Genomic DNA, 24,794 nt, shown 5'->3' on the forward strand with positions numbered 1-24,794 from the left:
CCGATGCCCTTCTGGCCCAGCACCTTTCCACAGCAGGACCGGTGCGGGACCGTGCCCGTCCGCCGGTTGCGTCTTGACTCCTCCGCCCAATTCGTCAAACGTTTAACGAACAGGGAGGACTTGCCTGATCATGCTTACGCAGACGCGCACCGACAGCGACGTCAGCACCGCCATCCTGTCGGCGGGCGAGCGGGCGTTTGCCGAGTTCGGCTATGCCGGCGCCTCGATGCGCGGCATCGCGCGGGATGCGGGCGTGAACCAGGCGATGATCGCCTATTATTTCGGGTCCAAGGAAGGCCTGCTGCACGCGATCATGCGCCGCCGCTCGTCCTTCGTGAACGCCCAGCGCGACATCCGCCTCGCAGCCCTCCGGACGAAGGGGCAGCCGACGGTCGACGACCTGATCGAGGCCTTCCTGGCGCCGCTCATCGAACTGGCCACCGATGAGGAGCAGGGCGGCTATTCCTACGTCAAGATGCTGGCGGTGTTCACCCATTCCGTCGACGAGGTCGCCAAGCGGGTGATCGCGGAGAACTTCGACGGCATCGCGCGCCGGTTCACCGACGCCTTCCGCGAGATCGAACCGCAGATGACCGAGAGCGACGCCATCCGGGCCTATCTGCTGTCGCTCGGCGCCGGCATCGCAGCCGTCGGCATCGCCGGCCGGGCCGGCCGCATGTCCGGCCAATACGACCACCCCGACACGGCAAAGCTCCTGCGCGCCGTCGTCGCCTTTTCCAGCGCGGGTGTGAGGGCGCTGATGCACAGGGACTGACGAAACGGTCCATCGACAAACCGATCGAACCCAGGGAGGAAACCATGTTCGACAAGACGCTTCTGAAATACGCACTCGTCGCCGCCGCACTCGCCGCATCGACGGCCGGCGTCCGCGCCGAGACCATCGACGTGACCGTCGTCGCCGGCCACCCGCCGGTGTTCCGCTGGGTCAAGCACACCAGCACGACCTTCATCTCCACCGTCAACAAGGCGCTCGAGGGTACCGGCCACGAGATCAAGTGGGACGAGCAGTATGGCGGCTCGCTGGCCAAGGTGGGTGACGAACTGGAAGCGACCGAGGAAGGCCTGGCGCAGATCGGCGTGATCTCGTCCGTCTTCGATCCGGCCAAGCTGTCGCTGCAGAACGTCAGCTACTACACGCCCTTCGTGTCGAGCGACGTCGCGCTGGTTTCCAACACGGTGAACCAGCTGCATTTCTCGAACCCGAACATGAAGGTGACGTGGGAAGAGAACGGCCTCGAATATCTCGGCGCGCCGTCCGCCATCGACGACTACCTGCTGATGACCACCTTCCCGGTGAACTCGATCGACGACCTGAAGGGGAAGAAGATCGGCGCGCCCGGACCGGCGGTCAACTGGCTGGGCGGAACCGGCGCGGTCGGCGTCGCGGGCAATCTCACCACCTACTACAACGAGATCAAGACCGGCGTGTATGACGGCGTCATCGTCTTCGCGACGGCTGCGCTGCCGGGCAAGCTTCACGAGGTCGCGCCCTACATCACCAAGGTCGGCTTCGGTGCCCAGTATGCCGGCTCGCTGGCGGCCAACAAGGAGTGGTTCGACGAGCAGCCGGAGGAGGTGCAGAAGGCGCTGAAAGCCGGCGGCGAGGCCTTCCGCGACGCCTATGTCGCCGACCTCGACGCCGCATCCCAGGCCGCGCTGAAGACGCTCGCCGAACAGGGGGCGACGATCACCGAGGTGGATGACGCGTTCCGCCAGAAGTGGGTCTCGGGCATGGACAACGTGGCGCAGGCCTGGGCCAAGCAGGTCGACGGCGAAGGCAAGGCCGGGACCGAGATCCTGAAGGCCTACATGGACGCCATCCGCGCCGCCGGCGGCAAGCCGGCCCGCAACTGGGACCAGGAATAGCAACCCGGCACTCCGAACGCAGGCATTCCCGAGGGGGCACAATCCATGGCACATGGAGCGATGCCGGAGCCGAACACCGGCTCCGGCTGGGGCAGGCGCATCCGCACGACGGCGGACACCATATCGAACGGACTCAACGTGATCGGCACGCTGCTGATCCTCGGGCTCGTCATCCTGGTCAATGCCGACGTGCTCGGCCGCAACCTCTTCCTCGCCCCGATCTCGGGCGTGCCGGAGATCGTCTCGATGTCGATCGTGGCGATCGTCTTCCTGCAGGTCTCGCAGGCGTTCCGCATGGGCCGCTTCACCCGCACCGACGCCCTGCTCGACGCCATCGCCCGCCGCGCGCCCCGACTGCGCGCGGCGGTCGAACTCCTCTATGTGGCCGCAGCCCTCGCCCTCGTCTGGTTCCTCCTTTCCGCCAGCTGGCCGCTCTTCGAGAAGGCCTGGGAGCGCGGCACCTATGTCGGGACCGTGGGCGACTTCACCGCGCCCGAATGGCCCGTGAAGCTGGTGATCCTCATCGGCTGCGCGGCACTCGTCATGCAGATGCTGATCGCCGGCGTGATCGCACTCGTCGGCATCTTCGCACCCCGGAACGGCGGAGACGCCCGATGAGCACCTTCGAGATCGGGCTCGCCACCCTCGGCGCCATGATCGTGCTGGTCTATGCCGGCCTGTGGGTGCCGATCGCACTCATGCTGTGCTCCTATGTCGGCGTCTGGATGATGAAGGGCTCGCCGCTGCTGGCGGGCAAGCTTCTCGCGCTCGCCGCATCGGAAACCATCTCCTCCTATTTCTTCGGCGTCGTGCCGCTGTTCGTGCTGATGGGCTTCCTGGTCTCGGTGACCGGCCTCGGCCGCGACGCCTTCGACGTCGCCAACCAGCTCTTCCGACGCCTCAAGGGCGGCCTCGGCGTCTCGACGGTCGCCGCCAACGCCATCTTCGCCGCGATCACCGGCATCTCCATCGCATCGGCCGCCGTGTTCACCCGGCTCGCCGTGCCCGAGATGGTCCGTCACGGCTACACCAAGAAATTCTCCGTCGGCGTCGTCGCCGGCTCCTCGGTGCTCGGCATGCTGATCCCGCCGAGCCTTCTGCTCATCCTCTACGGCCTGCTTACCGAACAGTCGGTCGGCGACCTCTTCCTCGCCGGCGTGCTGCCGGGCATCCTGCTCGCCGTGGTCTTTGCCGGCGGCGTCATCCTGATGGCCTATTTCTGGCCCTCCTTCATCGGCGAGAACCTGTCGGGCGACACCGAGCACGACATGTCATCCCGCGACCTTGCAGCCAAGGGACTGCCGATCGCGCTTCTGATCGCGCTGGTGCTCGGCGGCATCTATGCCGGCTTCTTCACCCCGATCGAGGCCGGCGCTGTCGGCTGCCTCGGCGCCATCATCATCGGCCTCGCCCGGCGGGCGCTGACATGGCGGAGCTTCTGGGAGGTGCTGACCGACACGGGCCTCGTCACCGCTTCGGTGTGCTTCCTGATCATCGCCGCGCAGATGTATTCGCGCATGCTGTCGCTGTCGGGCCTGCCCAACGAGTTCGGCGCCTTCGTCGCCACCGCCGACATCGGCTTCTGGGGCGTGATCCTCGCCTATGTTCTGCTCGTCATCGTGATGGGTACGATCCTCGATTCCTCCTCGATCATGCTGATCCTGGTGCCGTTGATGCTGCCTGTGGTGGTGCCGATGGGCGTCGACCTCGTCTGGTTCGGCATCGTCACCGTCATCGCCGTCGAGATCGGGCTGCTGACGCCGCCCTTCGGCCTGTCCGTCTTCGTCATCAAGTCGACGCTGAACGACGATTCCATCTCGCTCGGCGAGATCTTTCGCGGCGCAGCCCCTTTCGCCCTGATGATGGGATTGGTGCTCGTGCTCGTCCTGATCTTCCCGTCCATCGCCACCGGCCTTCTGGCCCGCTAGTCTAGGAGTCCGCCATGCCGCGCCGCATCGTCGACCTGTCCGTCGCCCTCGAGATGGGGATCGCTTCCGACCCGCCGATGGCGCTTCCGAAGATCGACTATCTCGACCACCAGATGACGGGCGGACAGATCCTGCCCTTCTTCCCCGGCCTGACGAAGGACCAACTGCCGAACGGCGAGGGCTGGGCGGTGGAGCAGCTCAGTGTCTCCACCCACAACGGCACGCATCTCGACGCGCCGTACCACTATGCCTCGACCATGAACAATGGCGAGCGGGCGATCACGATCGACGAGGTGCCGCTGGAATGGTGCTTCAACCCCGGCGTCAAGCTCGACTTCCGCCACATGGAGGACGGCTATGTCGCCACCGCCGCCGACGTCGAGGCCGAGCTGAAGCGCATCGGCCACGACCTGCGGCCGCTCGACATCGTGGTGGTCAACACCGCCGCCGGCGCGCGCTACAGCCAGCCCGACTACGTGGCGCGCGGCTGCGGGATGGGACGCGAGGCGACGATCTGGCTGCTCGAGCGCGGCGTGCGCGTGACCGGCACCGACGCCTGGAGCTGGGACGCGCCCTTCGTCCACACCGCGAAGAGATTCGCCGAGACGCACGATCCGAAGATCATCTGGGAAGGCCACCGCGCCGGCATGGAGATCGGCTACTGCCACATCGAGAAGCTGGCCAACCTCGACCAGCTGCCGGCGACGGGCTACGAGATCGCCTGCTTCCCGTTCAAGATCAAGGCGGCGTCGGCGGGCTTCACCCGCGCCGTCGCGATCTTCGAGGACTAGTCGATGCGCCTCGCAACCGTCGTCGCCGGAGGCCGCGAATTCGTGGCGGCCGTCCAGTCGGAAGACCGGCTGCTCGACCTCGCCCATGCGGCAAGGCTGGCCGGGATGGACGGCTCCGCCTTCGCCTCCATGCAGGCGGTGATCGACGCGGGACCAGCCGGCCTCGACGCCGCGCGCAGCCTGCTGGCCGCGCCGCCCGGCGAGGCCCTGATGGCGGAAGCGTCGGTGGTTTTCCGCGCCCCCCTGCCCCGGCCGGTGCGCATGCGCGACTGCCTGGCCTTCGAGGCGCATCTGCGCAACGCCTACGACCAGGCGGAAAAGCGGATGGGCAAGCGCTTCGAGATTCCCGCCGTCTGGTACGAGCAGCCGATCTACTACAAGTGCAACCACATGGCGGTGATCGGCCATGGCCAGGATACGCTGTGGCCGTCCTACTCGTCCTTCATGGACTACGAGCTGGAGCTTGCCGTCATCATCGGCAAGGGCGGCGCGGACATCCCTGCCGAGCGGGCGATGGAGCACGTCTTCGGCTACACGATCTTCAACGACATGTCGGCGCGCGACGCCCAGCTGAAGGAAACGCCCGGCCAGCTCGGCCCCACCAAGGGCAAGGACTTCGACACCGGCAACATTCTCGGCCCCTACATCCTGACCGCCGACGAGGTGGCGCATCCGGCAGCCCTCGACATGGAGGTGCGGGTCAACGGCGAGCGCTGGGGCGGCGGCAACTCGCGCGAGATGCACCACTCATTCGCGCGGATCATCTCCTACCTGTCGACGTCGGAGACGCTCTACGCCGGCGAGGTCATCGGCTCGGGCACGGTCGGCACCGGCTGCGCGCTCGAGGTCGGCCGCCAGCTGTCGCCCGGCGACGTGATCGAACTCACCATCGAGCGCATCGGAACGCTCAGGAACCGCATCGTGAAGCCGCAGCCCGGCTGACGGCGCCGCGCCGCGACGAAAAGACGAAGACTGAAACACGGAGGATCCCATGGCCCGAAAGAACGACAAGATCATCATCACATGCGCCGTCACCGGCGGCGTTCACACGCCGACCATGTCTGACGCGCTGCCGATCACGCCCGACGAGATCGCCAAGCAGTCGATCGATGCGGCCGAGGCCGGCGCGGCGATCCTCCATCTCCACGCCCGCGACCCGGAGACCGGCAAGCCCACGCCGGACCCGGCGGTGTTCATGCAGTTCCTGCCGCGCATCAAGCAGGCGACCGACGCGGTGGTGAACATCACCACCGGCGGCGGACTGGGCATGACCGTGCAGGAGCGGCTGGCCGCGCCGCTGAAGGCCGAGCCGGAACTCTGCTCGCTCAACATGGGCTCGATGAACTTCGCGCTGCACCCGCTGGCCGGCAAGTACAAGGAGTGGAAGCACTCCTGGGAGAAGCCGTACCTCGAGGGCACGGACGACTTCATCTTCCGCAACACCTTCCGCGACATCGCCTACATCCTGCAGCACCTCGGCGAAGGCTGCGGCACGCGCTTCGAGCACGAGTGCTACGACATCGGCCACCTCTACAACCTGGCGCATTTCGTCGACAAGGGACTGGTCAAGCCGCCCTTCCTCGTCCAGTCGATCTTCGGCATTCTCGGCGGCATCGGTGCCGACGTCGAGAACGTCGCCTTCATGAAGCAGACCGCCGACCGGCTGTTCGGCGACGACTACGTCTGGTCCGTGCTGGCGGCGGGCCGCTTCCAGATGCCCTTCATCACCCAGGCCGCCCTGCTCGGCGGCCACGTGCGCGTCGGACTGGAGGATTCGCTCTACATCGGCCGCGGCAAGCTTGCCGGCTCGAATGCCGAGCAGGTCGCCAAGATCCGCACGATCCTCGAGGAACTCGGCCACGGCATCGCGACGCCCGCCGAGGCCCGCGACATGCTCGCCCTCAAGGGCGGCGATCGGGTGGCCTTCTGATGAGCGCCCCCATCACGGACAAGGCGATCGTGCAGTTCGACTGCACCGGACACGCCGTCGGCAAGATGCGCAACGAACTCTCCGTCACCATGGTGCAGCCCTTCCCCGAGGGGCCGTTCGAGATGGCGACCGACGAGGGCTCCTTCCACGGCGGCGATGCCTCCGCCCCGCCGCCGCTGGCGATGTTCGTCGGCGCGCTGACCGGCTGCATCATGACCCAGATCCGCGCCTTCGCGAAACGGCTGAACGTCAAGATCGACGACCTGAAGGTCGAGACGCGGGTGCAGTGGAACTGGCAGGCGGTCGGTCGTGTCTACGAGACGGCGCCGAAGGCCTTCGAGATCGACGTGCTGATCGACAGTTCCTCGCCGGAGGACAAGGTCGTCGAGCTGATCGAGACCGCCAAGAAGGGCTGCTTCATCGAGCAGACGCTCGGCCGGCAGAACACGATCCGCCACCGGATGAAGACGGCGGACGGTTGGAAGGAGGTCTGAGATGGCCAATCCGATCGACGGCTTCACCGTGACCAAGGCCGACATCACCTATGTCGGCCACGACCTGCAGCGGCCGGAATGCATCCTGGCCGAGCGCGACGGCAGCCTCTGGGCCGCCGACGCGCGCTCGGGCGTCATGCACATAAGGCCGGACGGCACGCAGGAGCTGATCGCGCAGAGCCACGCCGACGCGTTTGCGAGCGCGACCGACGAGGCGACGCGCTTCACGCAGGGCACGCTGCCGAACGGTCTGGCCTTCGCCCGGGACGGCTCGATCCTGATCTCCAATTTCGGCACCGACTGCCTGGAGCTGATGACGCGGACGGGCGAGACGACGGTGCTGATCGACAAGGTCGACGGGAAGCCGATCGGCAAGGTCAACTTCGTGCTGCGCGACACCAAGGACCGGCTGTGGGTGACGGTGTCGACCCAAATCCGCAACTGGATGGAAGCGGCCAGCCGCCGCGTCGAGGACGGGTCGATCCTGCTCGTCGACGGCGACACGGTGCGCACGGTGGCCACCGGCATCGCCTTCACCAACGAGGTGCGGCTCGACGCGAAGGAAGAGTGGCTCTACGTGGTGGAGACCACCGGCCGAAAGATCACCCGCTTCAAGGTCGCCGACCACGGCTCCCTCTCGGACCGCCAAACCTTCGGCCCGGAGGACCACGGCGCCTTCATCGACGGCATCGCCTTCGACGCCTTCGGTAACCTCTGGGGCACCCATGTGATGACCGACCGCATCTTCGCCATCACGCCGGAGGGGGAGCTCAGGATCATCCTCGACGACGACAATCCCGAGGCGAGCCGGCGCCTCCTCGACGCCTTCGACCGTGGCGAGGCCACGCCCGAGCTGATGCTCGCCGCCGGCGGCACGATCGCGCCCTGGTTCGCCAGCGTCACCTTCGGCGGTCCGGACCTGAAGACGGTCTACATCGGCTCGCTGCGCGGCACGAGGATCCCGTGCTTCCGCAGCCCGGTGGCCGGCCTGCCGATGGTGCACTGGAACGACCCGCGGCCGTGAAGCGGGACCATTTCGCGAGCCGACGGCCCCGCGCCGCCGGCCGTCGCTGCAAGCCCGGTGCTGTCGACGACGACAAGGCTGCAGCGTGTCTCCTGCGTTGCAGAAGCGACAGCTGAGCAACCAGAATGGAGATTGCAACCTGCTACAGATTTGCTACCTTCGATAGAGTTATCCGTGAAGGGGGAGCATCGTCTTGCGTGCAGGAGCATTCATACTGGCTGTTTTTCTGGCGGGCGCGGCAACTGTCTCGTCGCTCGCTGCCGCGCAGGCCGGTTCTCTTGCCGGCAGCGAGGGCGAGGTCAAGCGAAGGCACATCTTCGACAACCTCGAATATGGCCCATGCAAGAACGGCTACCGACAATATGTCGCGGCGAGCGGGCATTCGGCCTACGCCTCCTCGCCGAGCGGCTTCGGCAACGAGGCCTATGTCTGCTCCTGGCGCGTGAACCTGGCCATCAAGGCAAAGGCAGAAGCCGCCGCGATGGCCGATTGCCAGGCCGGTCTGCGGAAGTACAAGGGCGACGTGTTCGGCCCGTGCGAGATCGTCGCATCCAAGTAGCGCCGGCCATTGCCGGCGAAACCGACAAGCGTCAGATGGCGCAGTGACAGGCGCCGTCGCCGAGCGCCCGGTCGTGGCCACCGCGGCTATCGGCTGGCCAGGCCGGCGAGCCTCTCCCGGCTATGGCAGGTCCGGGCACGTGACGCCCATGTTCGTGAAGGTTGAGGTTGAGGTTGAGGTTGAGGACGGATCCGAATCCGGATTGAATGCTGCAACCTCTTTGCTACGCTGGATAGCGGGGCTTGGCAGGGGAAAATCCAGGATGCGCTCGGGACGTACGATACCGATGATCTTTGCGGCGGGCGTCGTGCTCGCCTCGTCGCTCTGCACGGCCCATGCCGGCTCGCTCGCGGGAAGCAAGGGCGACGTGCGGCGGGAGCCGCGGTTCGGAACCATGGTCCACGGCCCCTGCGCCGGCGGATACGACCGCTACATCGCGGCATCCGGCCATTCCGCCTATGTCAGCACGCCCGACGGATACGGCAACGAGAACTTCATCTGTTCCTGGCGGCTGAACTTCCCGTCGAAGGCCGCAGCGGAGGAGATGGCCTTGAAGGACTGCCTGGCCGGCCGCAAGAAGTACAAGTTCCCGATCTTCGGGCGCTGCCAAGTCCTGGCGTCCAAATAGGGCCGCGGCGGCGGCCGGCGCGCCGCTACTCCTCCAGCACGATCTCCTCGGTCTCGCCGCCCTCGCAGACGTAGCAGCAATCCTCGCAGGTCTCTGCATTGTTCGGGCCGACGCCCCAGTAGGTGTCCTCGTCGCCGTCGATCCAGGCGCCGTAGCAGATCTGCTCGCCTTCCTCGCAGGCCAGCGACATTTCGCGCGCCTCGCCGTCATCGAGATAGAAATCCTTGCCCTTGCCCGGCCAGACATAGTTCCGGTCCTGGCTGTAGAGCTCGACGCGCACGGCGTTGGGATGGTTGTTGCGGATGACGAAGGTGACGTCGGCGGCCATCGCCGGGCCGGGCGACGGCAGCAGGCAGACGGCGCAGAAGGACAGGAGCGACGCGACGGTGCGGCGCGCGGACATGCGAGACATCGGAAGAACCCCCTCAGGAAAGCGGCCGGGCAGCCGCGCCCGATCCTTCGCATGACCGCGCGGGAACGGAAAGGCAGAGGCCCGGGATTATTTGTCTGGTCCCGGCGCGGCAGCGCGGACATGCCGATGACGCCGGCCGGACATCGGGATCGGACAGCGGCTCAGCCGGCAGGCTCGTCCCTGGTCAGCGGGAAAGGAGGGCTTTCAGCCGCAGCTTCAGGCCGAGGCGGAAGGACAGCCGACGAGCGGCATGGTTCCAGCGCCATTGGTCGAGCCGGGCGAGGGACCGCCTGGCGGCCGGCGCGCCGCGCGGCGAGGCCGGAGCCTGGAACAGGGCGGCGACGAGGTCGGGACTGCCCGCGGCGAACAGTTTCGGCAGGGTGGCGGGTTGCTGGCGCAGCATGTCGGCGAGCACCGAGAAGCCCGAAAAGCCGGCGCGCCTGCCGCTCTGCCGCTCGACCGCGGTAAAGACGAAGGTGCGGCTGCGCGCGATGGCGACGAGGTCGCAGAAGAGGTCGACCGCAGCCCTCCGCGGATCGGACAGGGCGCTCCAGTGCAGGCCCTCCCCCGCCGTGTCGGGAATGTCGGCGACGCTCAGGATCGTGCTGTCGGCGAAGACCTCGCGCGCGCACCGCTTCACCGCCACCGAGTCCGAGCAGACGAGCAGGTGCCGGCCTGCGAAGAGCCCGCGGCAGCGTCGAAACAGCCGCACGTAGTCGGTGGACAGGTCGGTGTGGCGGACATGGATGGCGTCGTAGTCGCCGCCGAGCGGCAGCAGCCGCGCCGCAACCGCATCGGCGATCCACGGGGCGAGCGCCACGCGCTCGAGAAAGCCGAAACCGCGCTTTCCGCCGCCGGGCTGCTCGTGCACCAGCAGGGTCTCGGAATGATCGCGGTCGAAATCGAAGACGATGCGCTGCCGCGACTCCGGTTCGACGGTGTTGTCGAGTTCGGTATCCCAGACGGACTGATAGGTGGAGATGCGACCGGCGAGCGCAGATGGCCGTACCGACGCGCATCGGTCGAGTTCCGCCGCCAGTTGCGCGCTCCATCCCAGGACGGGCGGGCCGAAATCGTCCCGCGGCACGAAGACCTCCTCGAAGGGCAACCGCAGCCCGCAGCGCGACGTGTCGACGATCAGCGTGCGGCCGAAGCGGACGGCATGAAGCCGGCACAATTCCATCTGCACCAGTGAGTCGTTCAGTCCGCCATTGGGGCGGCAGAGCAGATATCGCACGCCGTCTTCGATCACCGCGGCCCCCTTTCCGATCGTCCCGCGGCGGCTAGCATGGATCGGGGGACGGCGGATAGGCCGCCCGCGACGTCGGACGATTCCGCCGCCGCAACATGCGTCCGCCCACGACGCACGTCCTTCGGAAGGCGTTCAGTTCCAGCCCATGAGGATTTCCTCGGTTCCGGCGATTTCGACCTGCTCGCTGAACCGGGACGCATAGAGCGTCATCACCGCGTCGTGCGTCCTGTCTGCAGAGCCGCAGACCGCATCCGCGGCGATGACCACGCGGTAACCACGATCGATGGCGCCGAGCACGGTTGCAAGCACGCAGACATCCGTCTCCCCGCCCGACACGACGAGCGTGTCGATCTCGCCGGAGGCGAGCAAGGCGTCCAGCCGCCCTTCCGTCCAGGGCGAGTAGACCCGCTTGTCGAGCACCATCGCCGGTGGAACCAGGCGCGCCAGCACCGGCACGAGGTCGACGAGTTCGGGCTTGATGTGTCGAAGCGTCAGGGATTCCCACTTGCGATAATATCGCTTCCAGGTTCCGGGGGGCGTCTCCGGATCGGCGGCAGGCACGAACCGTGTGAAGACGGTGCGCCGCGCATGCCGCGCCGACAGGTGTTCGACCGCCGGGAGGACGCGTTCCATCCACGGGTTTCCCCATGGCGCGCCAGGCATGAAGAGGGCCTGCATGTCGATGCAGACGTGCAGGCAGTTCGGTCCAAGGGACCCGTGAACGAGACCGGAAGGAGCCATGGCGCCTCGTGCAGCGTGGTGTCGGGCCGGCGGTCAGCCGGCAGGGTCAGCGAGCCGGCTTTGAAAAAACGGTTTCGGCGGCACCGAGGCGACGGGAGGAAGCAGCCCTCCCGTCGCCGGCCGGAAGGCCCGAAGGCCTTCGCTGGTGTCGTCCTGCGTCAGGCGGCCTTCTTTGCCTTCGCCCGCTCGTTGGCCGAGGAATCCGCGAGCTTGGTCAGGTCGCCATCGGTCTTCGATTCCTCCTGCAGCGTCTGGTCGAGCAGGTCGGCGGCGTCCTTCATGCCGAGTTCCGTCGCCCAGCGCTTCAGCGTGCCGTAGCGGGTGATCTCGTAGTGCTCGACGGCCTGCGCCGACGAGATCAGGCCGGCGTCGAGGGCTGCCGTGCCCTTGAACTCGTCCATGATCTCCTCGCCCTCGGAGATGATGCCCTCGATGGCGTCGCAGGTCTTGCCCTGAGCGCGCTTGCCGATGATCTCGAACACCTGCTGCAGGCGCTCGATCTGGCCCTGCGTCTCCTGGTGATGCTTGTCGAAGGCGGCCTTCAGTTCGTCGGACTGCGCGGCGCGCTTCATCTTCGGCAGCGCCTTCAGGATCTTGCGTTCGGCGTAGTAGATATCCTTGAGCGTATCGTGGAAGAGGTCTTCCAGCGTCTTTTCCTTCGCCATTTTCATGTCCCTTTCGCGGAATGATGGGTTGGGGATCACACGTGCGTGACCGACCGAGCATCAAACGACGAACTGTCGATGCTGTTCCGGCGCAAGGGCGCGATCTTTGCGAAACCGGGGGGCTTGGGCGTGACCGGAAGCGCCGGACGACGCTGGCTACGGCCGGTCACCCGGCCCACCACCCGCGTCATTCCGGACCCGAGGCCGGGCGCAGCGGAGGCGTCCGGATCCGGAATCCAGTCCGTGACGGGGGAGGAGTTGGCCAGGCGCGCAATCGTCGACGGCACGGAATGGAGCCCGGGCAGGCTCCGCCGCGCTCCGCGCGGTTCGCCTTCCGGAATGACGCGATGGAGTATTGCCGGCGGTGATCGGCCGTCGCTGCCATCGAAGCGGAACGGGACGCTGCGTGCGCCCGCCGCCGCCTCTGCGGCGTCACGCCGCGCGGGCGGGGCGCCAGGCGGTTTCGCGGCCGGCGGAGGTGCGGAAGCGGGCGATCATCCGCGCCAGTTCCTCGGTCTCGATCGACAGCTTCTGCGCCGCGGCGGTGGTTTCCTCGACCATGGCGGCGTTCTGCTGGGTGACGCGGTCCATCTGCTCGGCGGCGGCGGAGACTTCTCCGAGGCTGCCGGCCTGCTCGCGCGCGCCGTCGGCGATGTGGGCGACGAGGTCGCTCATGGACGCGACCTGCTCCATGATCTTGGCGAGCGACTGCCCCGAAGCGGCGACCAGCTCGACGCCGGTCCTGACCTGCTCGCCGGAGGTCGAGATCAGCGCCTTGATCTCCCGCGCCGCTTCAGCCGAGCGCTGCGCCAGCCCCCGAACCTCCTGGGCCACCACCGCGAAGCCTCTGCCCGCTTCGCCGGCGCGGGCGGCCTCGACTCCGGCGTTGAGAGCCAGAAGATTGGTCTGGAAGGCAATCTCGTCGATGACGCCGACGATCTTCGACACTTCGGCCGAGGAGGTCCTGATCACGCTCATCGCTTCGACGGCGCTCCGGACGACGGCGCTGCCGCTGTCGGCGTCCGTGCGCGCCGCACCGGCGAGCTGCTGCGCACGACCGGCCGCGGCGGCCGTCTCGTTCACGCCGCCCGTCACGGCTCCGAGCGCGGCAACCGTCTGCTCGAGGCTCGCCGCCTGCTGTTCGGTGCGCATCGACAGGTCGCCGGAAGCGGACGCGATCTCGGCCAGTCCGCCGCGGATCGTCGCGACGACGGAAAAAGCCGATCCGATCGTGCGCATCAACTGGTCGATGGTGTCGTTGAACTTGAGCCGGATCGCCTCGTAGGCGGCAGGCGCGGGCTCCTGCAGCCGCACCGTCAGATCGCCCCCGGCGATCCTGTCGAAGCCGCGTTCCATGTCGGCGACGAAGCGTTGCAGATCGGCCGCCTGCGCCTGCTCCTGGCGCATCTGCTGCTCGCGATCCGCCTGCTGGCGTTCGCGCAGGGCAAGGGTTTCCCGGCCGGCGGAATCGGCCCGGCGCTGCTCCTCGCGCATCGCCTCGCCGGCATGCGCGATGCTGTCGAACATGCCGGTGACACGCCACGTCACCCACAGCAGCGCCGCCGCCTCGACGACGAGGATCACGGCATGAACCAGAAAGCGCAGCATGTCGGTTCCTCCCGGATAGATGGCTGCCGGGAAGGCGAAGTTCAGCACGAGATGATGCACGGCCGTCGTCAGCGTGGCGGCGACGATGGCGCGCCAGTCGAACGTCGCGCCGATCAAGGCGAGGCCCGCGAAGTAGGCCATGTGCATGTCGACCTGCAGATGGCTGCCACTCAGGGCGGCAACCAGGAAGGAGACGTTGGCGGCCACCGCAACGCCGCAGAGCGCGCTCGCGGCCGCCTCGAGCGCGGGCCGCTGCGCCAGCACCGTCGCCAGCACCGCGAGGGCGAGGGATGCCGCCATCATTCCGGCATTGAACGTCTGGTTGAGGTATTGCGTCAGGCCGAGGAGCGGCAGCGCGCCGAACTGCCCGACGGCGATGGCGTGCACCATGCGGCGCCGGTGCAGGCCGAGATCCTGAAGAGCGTTGCCGGTCGTGGATTTCATCTGCTTACCCTTCTCCTTGCCCTGACGGCGCACAGCCGACGGCCGCTGCGTCCACCAGGAAGATCGCACCGGCCGCCCGCAGCCTGTCGGCGACGCCCGGATCGGTGAAGCCGACGACCATGACGAACGACGCCCGTCCCGCGTCGAGCAGAGGCCCCGCGCCCGCCGCCGCCTCGAAGACGCGCGCCGCCGTCCACCAGGGCGGAAAGACGGCCGCGATCGTACCCGAGCGGCCGAAGGCCGGCGACGGAACCGCGGCCACGAGGCTTGCGACCAGAGCGGCGGGAACGAGCCCGAACACGGCCATGGCGGAGATCGTCGTCGCTCGTCGGTTCGCGCCCGGTTCCTGCATGGGAGCAATATTAGGCAGTTCTGGTAAACGAAGCGTTCTGCAAATGAGCATGTCCGGGATCTGGCCGGCAGAACCGGCACAGTCCTGCCCGAAGCGCCGCCTCTCCCCCGCAGATGGCCGACATGGTCCACCCCAGAGATAGCGCGCCCCCGCGACCGGTGCGGCCGGGCCATCCGGTGGCAAGGTCGTCGCATGTTTCCACTTGCAAGCCGCCCTGCATTCTGCTCAGTTGACTGGACAACACGGCATGGACAAGCATGATCAAGCCCGGCGCCCGTTCAGGACCGCTCTATCTGCAGATCGCCGATGGGCTGAAGGCCCAGATCGGTGACCTCGGACCCGGCGCGCGCATCCCGAGCGAGCCGGAGCTGGCGAGGCTCTGGGGCGTCAGCCGCTTCACCGTCGCCAAAGCGGTGGAGCAGCTGGTCGAGGAGGGGCTCGTCACGCGCCGCCAGGGCAGCGGCTCCTTCGTGGCCGAAGCGCCGCTGCGCCGTGCGCCCGGCTACCTGCTCTCCTTCACCGAGGCCGTGGAGGCCGCCGGCCACATCGCTTCCCACCGTCTTCTCGCCTTCGAGGTCGCGGACTGGGAGGATGGCCTGCCCTATGCGCCCGGGACGCCGGTGATGCTGCTCGACCGCCTGCGCCTGGTCGACGGCCGGGGGGTCGCGCGGCACCGCTCGATCCTGTCGACGGAAATCGTCGCGGAGACGCGGCTGACGCGGGCGATCGCATCCGAGCCGGGATTTTCGCTCTACCGTCATTTCGAAGCGCACGGCCTTATCGTCGCCAGCGCGACGGAGCGGCTGGTGGCCTGCCCCGCCTCGGAGCGGGACCGCACGCTTCTGGGTCTCGAAGGCGACGCGGTCGTCGTCGCGGTGACCCGACACTCGTTCGCCGCCGACGGCACGCCGCTCGATGCCGTCAGCGCGATCTATGATGCCCGCCGCTATTCATACGAGGCACTGCTCGTCCGGCAGCATCATGTGGGGAACATCAAAAAAGGCAAGGAGTACCAGCATGATCAGATCATTGGCGATCACCGTGGCCACATCGGCCCTCGCCTCGGCCCTTGGGACAACTAGCGTCCTGGCGGCGGAGAAGCCGGTCGCACTCGTCATCTCGCAGAGCGGCCTCGGCGACCAGTCCTACAACGACCTCGCCTACGAGGGCTTCAAGCGCGGTCTCGAAGCCACCGGCCTGGAAGGCAAGCCGGTCGAATCGCGCGACGTGGTCGCCCAGGCGGCCGAGATCCTGCGCCGCGCGTCCGATGCCGACTTCGGCCTCGTCATCGACCTCGAATACTCGCACGGCGAGCCCATGCTCGAAGTGGCCAAGGACTATCCCGACACCAACTACGTGATCCTCAACCAGGTCCGCGAGGCGCCGAACGTCGCCTCGGTGCTGTTCCAGGAACAGGAAGGCTCCTATCTCGCCGGCATGCTGGCGGCCCTGGTCACCACCGACACCTCCATCAAGGGCATCACGCCGGAGCCGATCATCGGCGTCATCGGCGGCACCAAGTCGGCCGGCATCGACAAGTTCATCGCCGGCTACGTGGAAGGGGCAAAGGCGGCCAATCCGGACGTCGTCGTGAAGGTGGCCTATTCCAACAACTTCGCCGATCCGGCGATCGGCCTGCAGATGACCAAGGCCATGTTCGAGGAAGGCGCCGACATCGTCTACCAGGTTGCCGGCGGCACCGGCATGGGCGTCATCCAGGCGGCGAAGGAAGCCGGGCGCTATGCCATCGGCGTCGACACCGACCAGGACGGGCTGGCGCCCGGCAACGTGCTGACCAGCATGATCAAGCGCACCGACGTCGCGGTCGAGACGCTGATCAAGGACTATGCCGCGGGCACGTTCCCCCGGGGCAAGACGATCGCCTTCGGCCTCGCCGAGGACGGCGTCGGCCTGTCGGAGATGAAGCACACGAAGGACCTGATCCCCGCCGCGTATCTCGATAAGGTCGAGGCCGCGAAGCAGGACATCCTGTCGGGCAAGATCAAGGTCTGGAACGTCGTCGAGCAGGGCTATCCCGACTATCTGAAGTAAGACCCGGGTCCGGCTTTCCATGCAATTGGCAGAGACGACGCCGGACCGGACGGTCCGCCTCGGGGCGCAGGGCGTCACGAGGCGGTTCGGCCCGGTGCTGGCCAACGACGCGATCGACTTCCGCGCGCTGCGCGGCACCGTGCACGCCATCGTGGGCGGCAACGGCGCCGGCAAGTCGACGCTGATGCGCATCCTGCAGGGCGTGGACCGGCCGGATTCCGGCGTCATCCTGCTGGACGGCGCGCCCGCCATCTTCGCCGGCCCCGCCGATGCCTTCGCCCGCGGCGTCGGCATGGTGCACCAGGAATTCATGCTGGCGCCGGGCCTGACGCTGCTCGAAAACCTCGTCCTGGCGGCCGAACCGGTCGACGGCTTCGGCCGTATCGACCGGACCGCGGCGCTAGCCAAGGCCCGCGCGCTGGAAGCGCTCGCGGGTGTCTCGCTCGACTGGGACACGCCGGTCGAGAACGCGCCGGTGCATGTGCGCCAGATCGTCGAGATCCTGCGCCTGCTCTACCGCGGCGCCGACGTGCTGATCCTCGACGAGCCGACGGCGGTGCTCGCTCCGGCGCAGGTGCGCGAACTGATCGCCCTGCTGCGCAAGCTGCGCGACGAGGGGCGCACCATCCTGTTCATCAGCCACAAGCTGGACGAAGTGCTGGCGGTGGCCGACGAGATCACCGTCATCCGCAACGGCCGCGTCGTCGCCAGCCTGCCGCGATCGTCGGCCAGCCGCGACAGCCTGGCCGAAATGATGATCGGCGAGGTGCTGGCGCGGCCGCAGCCGCGTGCCGCGGCGGCCGGCGCGCCCATGCTGCAGGTGACGGGCCTGTCCGCCCGCGACCTGCGCGGACATGCGGCCCTGACGAAATTCGACCTCACCGTCAGGGCCGGCGAGATCGTCGGCATCGCGGGCGTCGCCGGCAACGGCCAGGACGAGATCGTCGCCGCAGCGACGGGGCTCGGCCGGATCGATGCCGGTTCGATCCGGCTCGACGGCATCGAGATCGCCGGCCTGACGCTGGCGCAGCGGCGCTCGCTCGGCCTCGCCTATCTCAGCCCCGACCGCGCGGCGGAAGGGCTGTGCCTCGCCGCGCCGATCGCCGAAAACGCCATCGCCGGCCATCATCGGAAGCCTGAGCTGTGCTCGCACGGCGTCCTTCGCCGCAAGGCGATCGCGCGTCACGTCGCTGCCCTGCTCGACCGATACTCGGTCAAGCGTGCGTCCGACCGCCAGCCGGCGGGCAGCCTGTCGGGCGGCAACCAGCAGCGGGTGGCGGTCGCGCGCGAACTCGACGGCGAGCCGAAGCTGCTCGTCGCCTGCCAGCCGACCCGCGGCGTCGACATCCGCGGCATCGACTTCATCCACCGCTGCCTGATCGACTACCGCGACCGCGGCGGCGCCGTGCTCCTCGTCTCGGAAGAACTCGAAGAACTCGTGACGCTTTCGGATCGGATCGTCGTCGTCTACGGCGGCAGGATCACCGGTGAAGTCGCGCGCGGCACGGCAGGGCTGGAAGAGATCGGCCGGCTGATGCTCGGAGGCAAGGCAGCATGAGCGACCACGCCGTCGGCACGCCATCCTTCGAACGCCCCGCCTGGCTCGGCATGCTGGAGCCGCTCGGCCCCCTGGTCGCAGCCTTCGTCGTGGCCGGGCTCGTGCTGCTTGCCGCCGGGCACAATCCGCTTGAGGTCTACATGCTGCTGGCCACCGAGGCCTTCGGCAGTTCGCGCCGCATCGCCGCGACGCTGTCGGCGGCGACGCCGCTGATCCTGACGGGGCTGGCAACCGCGGTGGCCTTCCGTGCCGGCGCCTTCAACGTAGGCGTCGAGGGCTGCATCTTCGTCGGCGGACTGGCCGCGGCTTATGTCGGATTCACCTTCGCCGGCCTGCCCGCGGCCCTCCTCCTGCCGTTCGCGCTGGTGGCCGCCGTCGTCGTCGGCTCGCTCTGGATGCTGGTGCCCGGGTTGCTCAAGGCGCGGCTCGACGTCGACGAGGTGGTGACGACCTTGATGCTGAACTTCATCGCCATCAGCCTCACCGCATGGCTGGTCAACGGCCCGCTGCTGGCACCGGGTTCGGCCAATTCGGCCACGCCGATGATCGCCGAGGCGGCGCGGCTGCCGAAGCTGATGCCGCCATCGACGCTGAACGCCGGCTTCCTGATCGCCATCGCGCTTCTCGGCCTCTACGCCCTCTGGGGCAACCGCACCGCGCTCGGCTTCGAGACGCGCATCGCCGGCATGAATCCGCGCTTCGCCACGGCCTCGGGCATCGACGTGCCGATGCTGGTGATCAAGATGATGCTCCTGTCGGGCGCCATCGGCGGCCTTGCCGGCGGCATCCATGCGCTCGGCAATGTCGGCCGCTTCGTCGCGGGCTTCTCGCCCGGCTACGGCTTCACCGGCATCGCGGTGGCACTGCTGGGGCGGGGCTCGGCGCTCGGCATCTTCCTCGCTGCCCTGCTTTTCGGCGCGCTCGCCAATGCCGGCGCGACCATCCAGTTCTTCAGCGACGTGCCGATCGAGATCGTCGATATCCTTCAGGGGACCGTGATGGTCTTCGCGGTCGCGCAGCTCGGCCGGCTCATCGTGCGGCGGAGGAAGGCGGCATGATCGACAACATCATCCATGCCGCCGTGGTGATGACCACCCCGGTGCTGCTCGCAGCCCTCGGCGGGCTGATCAACCGGGTCGGCGGCATCGTCAACATCGGCCTCGATTCCATGATGCTCGCCGGCGCCCTGTTCGGGCTGATCGTCGCCTCCATGACCGGCAGCTGGCCGGTCGCGCTGCTGGCGGCCGCCGCAGCCGGCGGCGTCGTCGGCCTCGCCATGTCGCTGGCGGTGACGCGGCTGCAGGCCAACGAGATCATCGTCGGGCTGGGCTTCCTCGTCGCGGTGGCAGGGCTCGTCCGCTTCTTCCTGAGTGCCGCCTATGGCAGTTCGGGCACTCTCAGCCTCCCCGACGTCGCCCGCCTGCCGCGCATCGACATCCCGCTGGTGGCCGACATTCCGGTCCTCGGCGCGATCCTGTCGGGCCACGACCCGCTCACCTGGGCGGCCTGGGCGATGGTGCCGGTCACCGTCTGGTTCCTCGCACGCACCCGGCTCGGCCTGCGGCTGCGCGCCGTCGGCGCAGCCCCACAGGCCGCCCGCGCGCTCGGGCTGAACCCGCTGATGCTGCGCGACCTCTCCACGGTCTATGCCGGCATCATGTCGGGCCTCGCCGGCGCCTCGCTGTCGATCGGCGTGGTCGGCATCTTCAACGAAGGCATCACTGCCGGGCGCGGCTTCATCGCGCTCGCCGCCTTCTATTTCGGCCGCAACCGGCCCTGGGCGACGGCGGCCTGCGCTCTGCTGTTCGGTTTCTTCGACGCCTTCCAGATCCGCATGCAGGGCCGCGGCGTGCCGGCCGAACTGGTCCAGACGTTGCCCTATCTCATGGTGATCGTCGTCCTGACGGCCGTCGCCCTGGCCGGCCGCCGCGCAAAGGCAAGGAGAGCCTGACGATGCAGAACCCGCGCACCGCGCTGATCCTGGTCGACGTGATCAACTCGTTCTTCGAGGCCGGCCAGCCGAACCACTATCCGGGCGTCGAGGACGTGCTGGAGCCGATGCGCGCGCTGCGTGCGGCGGCGCGGCGATCCGGCTCGGTCGTCGTCCACGCCGTGGAGCGGCACCGGCCGGGCTTCGACGATTTCGAGTGGCGCAAGCTGCCGGTGCATCATCTCGAAGGCGCTGCCGACGCGGGCTTCTTCGCCGATTTTTCGCCGCTGGGCGCCAACGAGACGGTGGTTTGGAAGCGCCGCTTCAGCGCCTTCTTCGCCACGGATCTGGCGCTGCTGCTGACCGAGCAGGGGGTTTCCCGCGTCGTGATCGCCGGGGTGAAGACCAACGTCTGCATCCGCGCCACTGCGCAGGACGCCTTCGCCAACGGCTTCGAGCCCGTGGTGCCGCGCGAGGCCACCAACTCCAACCGGCCGCACCTCGCCGAGGCGTCGCTGGAGGACATCCACCGCTACATGGGCCGGGTCGTGCCGCTCGCCGAAGCCATCGAGATGCTGTCGTGACCGGCGGCATCGCCATCATCGGCTATGCGAGCCTCGACCACGTGGCCATGCTGGACAGCGTGCCGCGGCCGGGTCGCACATCGACCATCCTGGCGCGCCCGCAGAACGCCTGGCCGCGGCTCGGCGGCAGCCCCGCCTATGTCGCGTCCGCGCTGGCGGCGGCCGGCATGGCCGATGCACGGCCGGTGAGCTGGATCGGCGAGGACGCGGCGGGCGACGCCTATCTCGCGCAACTGCGCGACCGGGGCGTGCTGGTCGACGCAATGGCGCGCGTGCCGGGCGCGCGGACGCCGATCGCGGTGCTGGCCTACGACCCCGACGGCGGCTGCTCGTGTCTCTACGATCCCGGCATGCCGAAGGACCTGACGCTGACCCCGACGCAGCGCGAAATCGTGGCGCGGGCCGGCTGGCTCTGCGTCACCATCGGGCCGACCCGCGCCACCCTGGCAGCGCTCGACGCTCTGGGCCCGGCGGCGCGTCTGGCCTGGGTGGTCAAGGACGATCCCCGCGCGCTGACGCCCGAGCTCGCGGCGAGGCTCGCCGCGCGGGCCGACCTGATCTGCAACAGCCGCGCCGAGCGCGGCTTCGTGGAAGCCGCCTTCCGCGCGGCACCCGATGCCCGTCCGGGGCGCATGATCATCGAGACGCTCGGCGGCGAAGGCGCCCTCGTCTCGCAGGCCGGCACGTCGAAGACCGTGCCGACCGTTCCCTTCGAGACGCCCGACCCGACCGGGGCCGGGGATACCTTCGCCGGCGGCGTCATCGCCGCTCTCGCGGGCGGCGAGACCGATCTCGTCGCCGTGGTCGAGGCGGGCCATCGCGCCGCCGCCACGCTGCTGCGCAGCCGCCATGTTCCAAACGACGAAAGTGCCTGACCCATGACACAGGAAGAAAGCTCCGACCGCGCCTGGTACATCGGCGTATCGCGCGAGGAGGTCGGCGACGCCGCGATCCTCATCGGCGATCCCGCCCGCATCGACCGGATCGCGGGGCACCTCGAAGACCCGGTGTTTCCGCCCGTCAGCCGCGGCCTGCGTACCGTCACCGGCCTGCGCGGCGGCCGCCGCATCACCGCCGCCGCCTTCGGCATGGGCGCGCCAATCGCCTCGATCGTGCTGCACGAGCTCTACGCGCTCGGCATCCGCACCTTCCTGCGCATCGGCACGGCGATGGCGATCCCGCCCGCACGGGTCGGCGACTTCGTCCTGGCCGACGGCGCGCTGCGCGCCGACGGCACGTCGAACAGCTATGCCCCGCTCGGCTACCCGGCGATCGCCGACTTCGACCTCAACACGGCACTGCGCCAGCGTCTCGCCGCCGGCAACCGCACCTGGCACGCCGGCATCTTCGGCACCTGGGACGGCTTCTACACCGAGATGTTCGGCCTCTCGGGCGCGCGCCGCGAGATGATCGGCAGCCTGAAGCAGGACATCGAGCGGATGGGCCTGATCGGCACCGACATGGAGACCTCGGCGCTGCTCGTCGCCGCCCGCATCCTCGGCGCGCGCGCCTCGACGCTCTGCGTCGCCACCGTCGACGCGCATACGCAGGAGAAGATCTCCGACGCTGCGATGGCCAGGGCCGAGGTGGAGCTCTTCGAGGTCGCGCTCGATGCCATCACCGCCCTGCCGGCCTGAACCGGCCGCGACCGTAACAGCACGAGACCAACGAGAAGGACAACGCCATGAGCACGCTGCTCGACCGCTATTTCGGCTCGCTCGCCGAACGGCTTGAGACGGTGCGGACCACCCAGGCCGCCGCCATCGAGGAGGCTGCCGCGCTGTGTGCGGCGAGCATCGCCGCCGGCAAGCTCGCCTTCACCTTCGGCACGGGCCACGGCGCCCTGCCGGCGCTGGAGAGCTTCCCGCGCACCGGCACGATCGTCGGCTTCCGCCCGATCGTGGAGAGCACCATGATCTCGTTCCACCACGTCTGGGGCGACATGGGCGCCCGGCAGTACCGCTTCATCCATGCCCAGGAGGGTTACGGCAAGGCGATCCTGCGCTCGCACCAGATCGACCCGGCCGACACGATGATCCTGTTTTCGCATTCCGGCATCAACGCCGTGATCATGGACATCGCCATGGAGTGCAAGGAGCGCGGCATCAAGCTGATCGGCGTCACCTCGATCCCGCATTCCTCCTCGACGCCGTCGCGCCACTCCTGCGGCAAGCGGCTCTACGAGGTGGCCGACGTTGTCATCGACACCGGCATCCCGAAGGCGGACGCCGCGCTCTTCATCGACGGGCTCGAGTCCCCGGTCGGCGCCTCCTCCACCAGCGTCACCATCGCCATCGCCCACGCCATCGTGGCGCTGACGGCCGAGAAGCTGGTCGCCCAGGGCATCACGCCGCACGTCATGGTGAGCCCCAACACGACCTCCAAGGAGGCGGCCAACCGGCAGAACGACGAGAACTACGAGGAACTCTGGCGCCGGCTGAAGGCCCGGTGACGACGATGGACCGCAAGCTCTTCATCGACGGCGCCTGGACCGAGGCCGCCGACGGCGGCCGCGCCGAAATCCGCGATCCGGCGACCGGTGACCTGGTCGGCACCAGCGCGATCGCATCTCGCGCCGACGTCGACCGCGCGGTCGCCGCCGCGGCGAAGGCACTGCCGGGCTGGGCCGCGACCCATGCGGACGAGCGCGCCAAGGTGCTGCACCGGGCCGCGGATCTGGTCGCCGCGCGCGCCCCGGCCATCGCCGACACGCTGACCCGCGAGCAGGGCAAGCCGGTGCCGGACTCGATGAAGGAGATCCTGTTCGGCGTCGAGGTGATCCGCTTCTACGCCGAGGAAGGCCGGCGGCTCGGCGGCTCCATCCGCCCCTCCTCGCGCGCCGACATCCGCAGCCTCGTCACCACGGCGCCCGTCGGCGTCGTCGGCGGCATCGTGCCGTGGAACTATCCGGTCGACCTCTATGCCTGGAAGGTGGCCCCCGTGCTCGCCGCCGGCTGCACGCTGGTGGTGAAGCCGCCGCACGAGACGCCGCTCGCCATCGGCCAGGTGGTCGCGTGCTTCGTCGAGGCCGGCCTGCCGGCCGGCGTGCTCAACGACATTCCCGGCACCGGGCCGGAGGTGGGCGCAGCGCTTGCCGAGCATCCCGGCATCGCCATGGTGACGGCGACGGCGTCGGTTCCTGCCGGCCAGTCGATCATGCGGGCGGCCGCCGGCACGCTGAAGCGGCTGTCGCTCGAACTCGGCGGCCAGTGCCCCTTCATCGTTCTCGACGACGCCGATCCGCAGGAAGCAGCGGCTGCCGCCGCGCGGCGCTCCTTCTCCAACATGGGCCAGATCTGCATCGCGGTGAACCGCATCCTGGTCTCGCGCGGCATCCACGCCCGCTTCGTGGAGGCGCTTGCCGAGGAAACGCGAAGGATCAGGCTCGGCCATGGCGTGGAGCCCGGCGTGCTCTACGGTCCGGTGCTGAACGAGAGCGTGCGCGCGCGAACCGGCCGCCACCTCGACGACGCGCTCCGGCGTGGCAGCAGGCTGGTCGCCGGCGGCAGGCGGCCAAGCGGCGATGCCTATGACCGGGGCTTCTTCTTCGAGCCGACGGTGGTCGACGACGTTCCGGATGGCGCTCTCGCCCTGACGGAGGAGACCTTCGGACCCTTGGCCGCGATCCGGCCGGTGGATAACGACCGCGAGGCCTTGGCCGTCGCCAACGCCCTGCCCTTCGGCCTCGCCGCCTATGTCTATTCCGGCGACCTCGAGCGCGCCTGGAGCCTGGCGGAGCGGATCGAGGCGGGGGCCGTCGGCGTCAACGTCAACGACACCAGCGAACTTCATGCCCCGTTCGGCGGCTGGAAGATGAGCGGGATCGGCCGCGAACTGGGCCGCGAAGGCATCGAGGCGTTTCGCGAGTCCAAGCACATCAAGATGCGCGTGCGCGACCGGCTTGGCCTCTGAGGCGGACGCGTCGACGGCGGCAGTGGGTGTCGAGAGAGCCGGG

General features: G+C 68.5%; 26 protein-coding genes and 1 pseudogene. 21 read left to right on the forward strand and 6 right to left on the reverse strand.

Annotated features, from left to right (window positions below):
- The first annotated feature begins 130 nt into the window (after positions 1-130).
- From N1F91_RS15925 to N1F91_RS15975, 11 genes are all read left to right on the forward strand, one after another.
- On the forward strand, positions 131-775 hold the full coding sequence (locus tag N1F91_RS15925; RefSeq protein WP_289993775.1) for a TetR/AcrR family transcriptional regulator: 645 nt from the start codon (positions 131-133) through the stop codon (positions 773-775).
- A gap of 44 nt (positions 776-819) precedes the next feature.
- The gene (locus tag N1F91_RS15930; protein WP_289993777.1) at positions 820-1,887 is read left to right on the forward strand and encodes a C4-dicarboxylate TRAP transporter substrate-binding protein; all 1,068 of its coding nucleotides are present in this window, start codon (positions 820-822) and stop codon (positions 1,885-1,887) included.
- Positions 1,888-1,932: 45 nt separating this feature from the next.
- Positions 1,933-2,505 (forward strand): TRAP transporter small permease subunit, encoded by a 573-nt coding sequence (locus N1F91_RS15935; RefSeq protein WP_289993779.1) that lies wholly within the window; start codon positions 1,933-1,935, stop codon positions 2,503-2,505.
- A complete protein-coding gene (locus N1F91_RS15940) occupies positions 2,502-3,815 on the forward strand; it encodes a TRAP transporter large permease (RefSeq protein ID WP_289993780.1) in 1,314 nt (437 codons plus the stop codon). Before N1F91_RS15935 ends, N1F91_RS15940 begins: the two co-directional genes overlap by 4 nt.
- A 14-nt stretch (positions 3,816-3,829) precedes the next feature.
- On the forward strand, positions 3,830-4,606 hold the full coding sequence (locus N1F91_RS15945; protein ID WP_289993781.1) for a cyclase family protein: 777 nt from the start codon (positions 3,830-3,832) through the stop codon (positions 4,604-4,606).
- A 3-nt stretch (positions 4,607-4,609) separates the two neighbouring features.
- Positions 4,610-5,548 carry a fumarylacetoacetate hydrolase family protein gene (locus N1F91_RS15950; protein ID WP_289993782.1) on the forward strand — a complete coding sequence of 313 codons (939 nt, stop codon included), beginning with the start codon at positions 4,610-4,612 and terminating at the stop codon, positions 5,546-5,548.
- A gap of 49 nt (positions 5,549-5,597) precedes the next feature.
- Positions 5,598-6,536 carry a 3-keto-5-aminohexanoate cleavage protein gene (locus tag N1F91_RS15955; RefSeq protein WP_289993784.1) on the forward strand — a complete coding sequence of 313 codons (939 nt, stop codon included), beginning with the start codon at positions 5,598-5,600 and terminating at the stop codon, positions 6,534-6,536.
- Complete coding sequence (locus N1F91_RS15960) at positions 6,536-7,030, forward strand: OsmC family protein (RefSeq protein ID WP_289993786.1); 495 nt, start codon at positions 6,536-6,538, stop codon at positions 7,028-7,030. The genes N1F91_RS15955 and N1F91_RS15960 overlap by 1 nt, the downstream gene beginning before the upstream one ends.
- A 1-nt stretch (position 7,031) precedes the next feature.
- Positions 7,032-8,054, forward strand: coding sequence for an SMP-30/gluconolactonase/LRE family protein (locus N1F91_RS15965; protein WP_289993787.1), 1,023 nt, complete (start codon positions 7,032-7,034; stop codon positions 8,052-8,054).
- Between the two features lie 193 nt (positions 8,055-8,247).
- On the forward strand, positions 8,248-8,613 hold the full coding sequence (locus tag N1F91_RS15970) for a hypothetical protein (protein ID WP_289993788.1): 366 nt from the start codon (positions 8,248-8,250) through the stop codon (positions 8,611-8,613).
- 262 nt (positions 8,614-8,875) lie between these two features.
- The gene (locus tag N1F91_RS15975) at positions 8,876-9,241 is read left to right on the forward strand and encodes a hypothetical protein (protein ID WP_289993790.1); all 366 of its coding nucleotides are present in this window, start codon (positions 8,876-8,878) and stop codon (positions 9,239-9,241) included.
- A gap of 25 nt (positions 9,242-9,266) precedes the next feature.
- Here N1F91_RS15975 and N1F91_RS15980 read toward each other — a convergent pair whose 3' ends face one another.
- From N1F91_RS15980 to N1F91_RS16005, 6 genes and pseudogenes are all read right to left on the reverse strand, one after another.
- The gene (locus N1F91_RS15980) at positions 9,267-9,653 is read right to left on the reverse strand and encodes a hypothetical protein (RefSeq protein ID WP_289993792.1); all 387 of its coding nucleotides are present in this window, start codon (positions 9,651-9,653) and stop codon (positions 9,267-9,269) included.
- A 184-nt stretch (positions 9,654-9,837) separates the two neighbouring features.
- Positions 9,838-10,905 (reverse strand): hypothetical protein, encoded by a 1,068-nt coding sequence (locus tag N1F91_RS15985; RefSeq protein WP_289993794.1) that lies wholly within the window; start codon positions 10,903-10,905, stop codon positions 9,838-9,840.
- A 132-nt stretch (positions 10,906-11,037) separates the two neighbouring features.
- Positions 11,038-11,646, reverse strand: a complete 609-nt coding sequence (locus N1F91_RS15990) for a cysteine hydrolase (RefSeq protein ID WP_289993795.1) — start codon at positions 11,644-11,646, stop codon at positions 11,038-11,040.
- A gap of 158 nt (positions 11,647-11,804) precedes the next feature.
- Entirely contained in the window at positions 11,805-12,311 is a 507-nt protein-coding gene (locus N1F91_RS15995; RefSeq protein WP_289993798.1) for a ferritin-like domain-containing protein, read from the reverse strand.
- Between the two features lie 432 nt (positions 12,312-12,743).
- Positions 12,744-13,658, reverse strand: a pseudogene (locus N1F91_RS31130) (methyl-accepting chemotaxis protein); the annotation flags it as partial.
- A gap of 709 nt (positions 13,659-14,367) precedes the next feature.
- Positions 14,368-14,670 (reverse strand): hypothetical protein, encoded by a 303-nt coding sequence (locus N1F91_RS16005; RefSeq protein ID WP_289993801.1) that lies wholly within the window; start codon positions 14,668-14,670, stop codon positions 14,368-14,370.
- Positions 14,671-14,972: 302 nt separating this feature from the next.
- Here N1F91_RS16005 and N1F91_RS16010 point away from each other — a divergent pair, with 302 nt between their 5' ends.
- The 10 genes from N1F91_RS16010 to N1F91_RS16055 are packed head-to-tail and all read left to right on the forward strand — an operon-like array spanning position 14,973 to position 24,751.
- Positions 14,973-15,797 (forward strand): GntR family transcriptional regulator, encoded by an 825-nt coding sequence (locus N1F91_RS16010; RefSeq protein WP_289993802.1) that lies wholly within the window; start codon positions 14,973-14,975, stop codon positions 15,795-15,797.
- On the forward strand, positions 15,733-16,767 hold the full coding sequence (locus N1F91_RS16015) for a BMP family ABC transporter substrate-binding protein (protein ID WP_289993805.1): 1,035 nt from the start codon (positions 15,733-15,735) through the stop codon (positions 16,765-16,767). The genes N1F91_RS16010 and N1F91_RS16015 overlap by 65 nt, the downstream gene beginning before the upstream one ends.
- 19 nt (positions 16,768-16,786) lie before the next feature.
- Entirely contained in the window at positions 16,787-18,325 is a 1,539-nt protein-coding gene (locus N1F91_RS16020; protein ID WP_289993806.1) for an ABC transporter ATP-binding protein, read from the forward strand.
- Entirely contained in the window at positions 18,322-19,383 is a 1,062-nt protein-coding gene (locus N1F91_RS16025) for an ABC transporter permease (RefSeq protein WP_289993808.1), read from the forward strand. Before N1F91_RS16020 ends, N1F91_RS16025 begins: the two co-directional genes overlap by 4 nt.
- On the forward strand, positions 19,380-20,276 hold the full coding sequence (locus tag N1F91_RS16030; protein ID WP_289993810.1) for an ABC transporter permease: 897 nt from the start codon (positions 19,380-19,382) through the stop codon (positions 20,274-20,276). Before N1F91_RS16025 ends, N1F91_RS16030 begins: the two co-directional genes overlap by 4 nt.
- 2 nt (positions 20,277-20,278) lie before the next feature.
- A complete protein-coding gene (locus N1F91_RS16035) occupies positions 20,279-20,839 on the forward strand; it encodes an isochorismatase family cysteine hydrolase (protein ID WP_289993811.1) in 561 nt (186 codons plus the stop codon).
- Entirely contained in the window at positions 20,836-21,714 is an 879-nt protein-coding gene (locus N1F91_RS16040) for a PfkB family carbohydrate kinase (protein WP_289993812.1), read from the forward strand. Before N1F91_RS16035 ends, N1F91_RS16040 begins: the two co-directional genes overlap by 4 nt.
- A 3-nt stretch (positions 21,715-21,717) precedes the next feature.
- Positions 21,718-22,476: a nucleoside phosphorylase gene (locus N1F91_RS16045; protein ID WP_289993814.1), complete on the forward strand. Its 759-nt coding sequence runs from the start codon at positions 21,718-21,720 to the stop codon at positions 22,474-22,476.
- Between the two features lie 47 nt (positions 22,477-22,523).
- On the forward strand, positions 22,524-23,291 hold the full coding sequence (locus tag N1F91_RS16050; RefSeq protein ID WP_289993815.1) for an SIS domain-containing protein: 768 nt from the start codon (positions 22,524-22,526) through the stop codon (positions 23,289-23,291).
- Between the two features lie 5 nt (positions 23,292-23,296).
- On the forward strand, positions 23,297-24,751 hold the full coding sequence (locus N1F91_RS16055; RefSeq protein WP_289993817.1) for an aldehyde dehydrogenase family protein: 1,455 nt from the start codon (positions 23,297-23,299) through the stop codon (positions 24,749-24,751).
- The last annotated feature ends 43 nt before the right edge of the window (positions 24,752-24,794 follow it).

This window comes from Aquibium sp. ELW1220 (assembly GCF_030398385.1).
In the GTDB taxonomy this organism is placed as follows: Bacteria; Pseudomonadota; Alphaproteobacteria; order Rhizobiales; family Rhizobiaceae; genus Aquibium.

Coding starts and splice junctions, on each gene's coding strand:
- N1F91_RS15995 (WP_289993798.1), bottom strand. CDS start 12,311: ATGGCGAAGGAAAAGACGCTGGAAGACCTCTTCCACGATACGCTCAAG.
- N1F91_RS15980 (WP_289993792.1), bottom strand. CDS start 9,653: ATGTCTCGCATGTCCGCGCGCCGCACCGTCGCGTCGCTCCTGTCCTTC.
- N1F91_RS15940 (WP_289993780.1), top strand. CDS start 2,502: ATGAGCACCTTCGAGATCGGGCTCGCCACCCTCGGCGCCATGATCGTG.
- N1F91_RS16045 (WP_289993814.1), top strand. CDS start 21,718: ATGACACAGGAAGAAAGCTCCGACCGCGCCTGGTACATCGGCGTATCG.
- N1F91_RS16050 (WP_289993815.1), top strand. CDS start 22,524: ATGAGCACGCTGCTCGACCGCTATTTCGGCTCGCTCGCCGAACGGCTT.
- N1F91_RS16005 (WP_289993801.1), bottom strand. CDS start 14,670: ATGGCCGTGTTCGGGCTCGTTCCCGCCGCTCTGGTCGCAAGCCTCGTG.
- N1F91_RS16010 (WP_289993802.1), top strand. CDS start 14,973: ATGATCAAGCCCGGCGCCCGTTCAGGACCGCTCTATCTGCAGATCGCC.
- N1F91_RS16035 (WP_289993811.1), top strand. CDS start 20,279: ATGCAGAACCCGCGCACCGCGCTGATCCTGGTCGACGTGATCAACTCG.
- N1F91_RS15990 (WP_289993795.1), bottom strand. CDS start 11,646: ATGGCTCCTTCCGGTCTCGTTCACGGGTCCCTTGGACCGAACTGCCTG.
- N1F91_RS16020 (WP_289993806.1), top strand. CDS start 16,787: ATGCAATTGGCAGAGACGACGCCGGACCGGACGGTCCGCCTCGGGGCG.
- N1F91_RS16025 (WP_289993808.1), top strand. CDS start 18,322: ATGAGCGACCACGCCGTCGGCACGCCATCCTTCGAACGCCCCGCCTGG.
- N1F91_RS16055 (WP_289993817.1), top strand. CDS start 23,297: ATGGACCGCAAGCTCTTCATCGACGGCGCCTGGACCGAGGCCGCCGAC.
- N1F91_RS15930 (WP_289993777.1), top strand. CDS start 820: ATGTTCGACAAGACGCTTCTGAAATACGCACTCGTCGCCGCCGCACTC.
- N1F91_RS15965 (WP_289993787.1), top strand. CDS start 7,032: ATGGCCAATCCGATCGACGGCTTCACCGTGACCAAGGCCGACATCACC.
- N1F91_RS15975 (WP_289993790.1), top strand. CDS start 8,876: ATGCGCTCGGGACGTACGATACCGATGATCTTTGCGGCGGGCGTCGTG.
- N1F91_RS15945 (WP_289993781.1), top strand. CDS start 3,830: ATGCCGCGCCGCATCGTCGACCTGTCCGTCGCCCTCGAGATGGGGATC.
- N1F91_RS16030 (WP_289993810.1), top strand. CDS start 19,380: ATGATCGACAACATCATCCATGCCGCCGTGGTGATGACCACCCCGGTG.
- N1F91_RS15955 (WP_289993784.1), top strand. CDS start 5,598: ATGGCCCGAAAGAACGACAAGATCATCATCACATGCGCCGTCACCGGC.
- N1F91_RS15950 (WP_289993782.1), top strand. CDS start 4,610: ATGCGCCTCGCAACCGTCGTCGCCGGAGGCCGCGAATTCGTGGCGGCC.
- N1F91_RS15960 (WP_289993786.1), top strand. CDS start 6,536: ATGAGCGCCCCCATCACGGACAAGGCGATCGTGCAGTTCGACTGCACC.
- N1F91_RS16015 (WP_289993805.1), top strand. CDS start 15,733: ATGATCAGATCATTGGCGATCACCGTGGCCACATCGGCCCTCGCCTCG.
- N1F91_RS15935 (WP_289993779.1), top strand. CDS start 1,933: ATGGCACATGGAGCGATGCCGGAGCCGAACACCGGCTCCGGCTGGGGC.
- N1F91_RS15925 (WP_289993775.1), top strand. CDS start 131: ATGCTTACGCAGACGCGCACCGACAGCGACGTCAGCACCGCCATCCTG.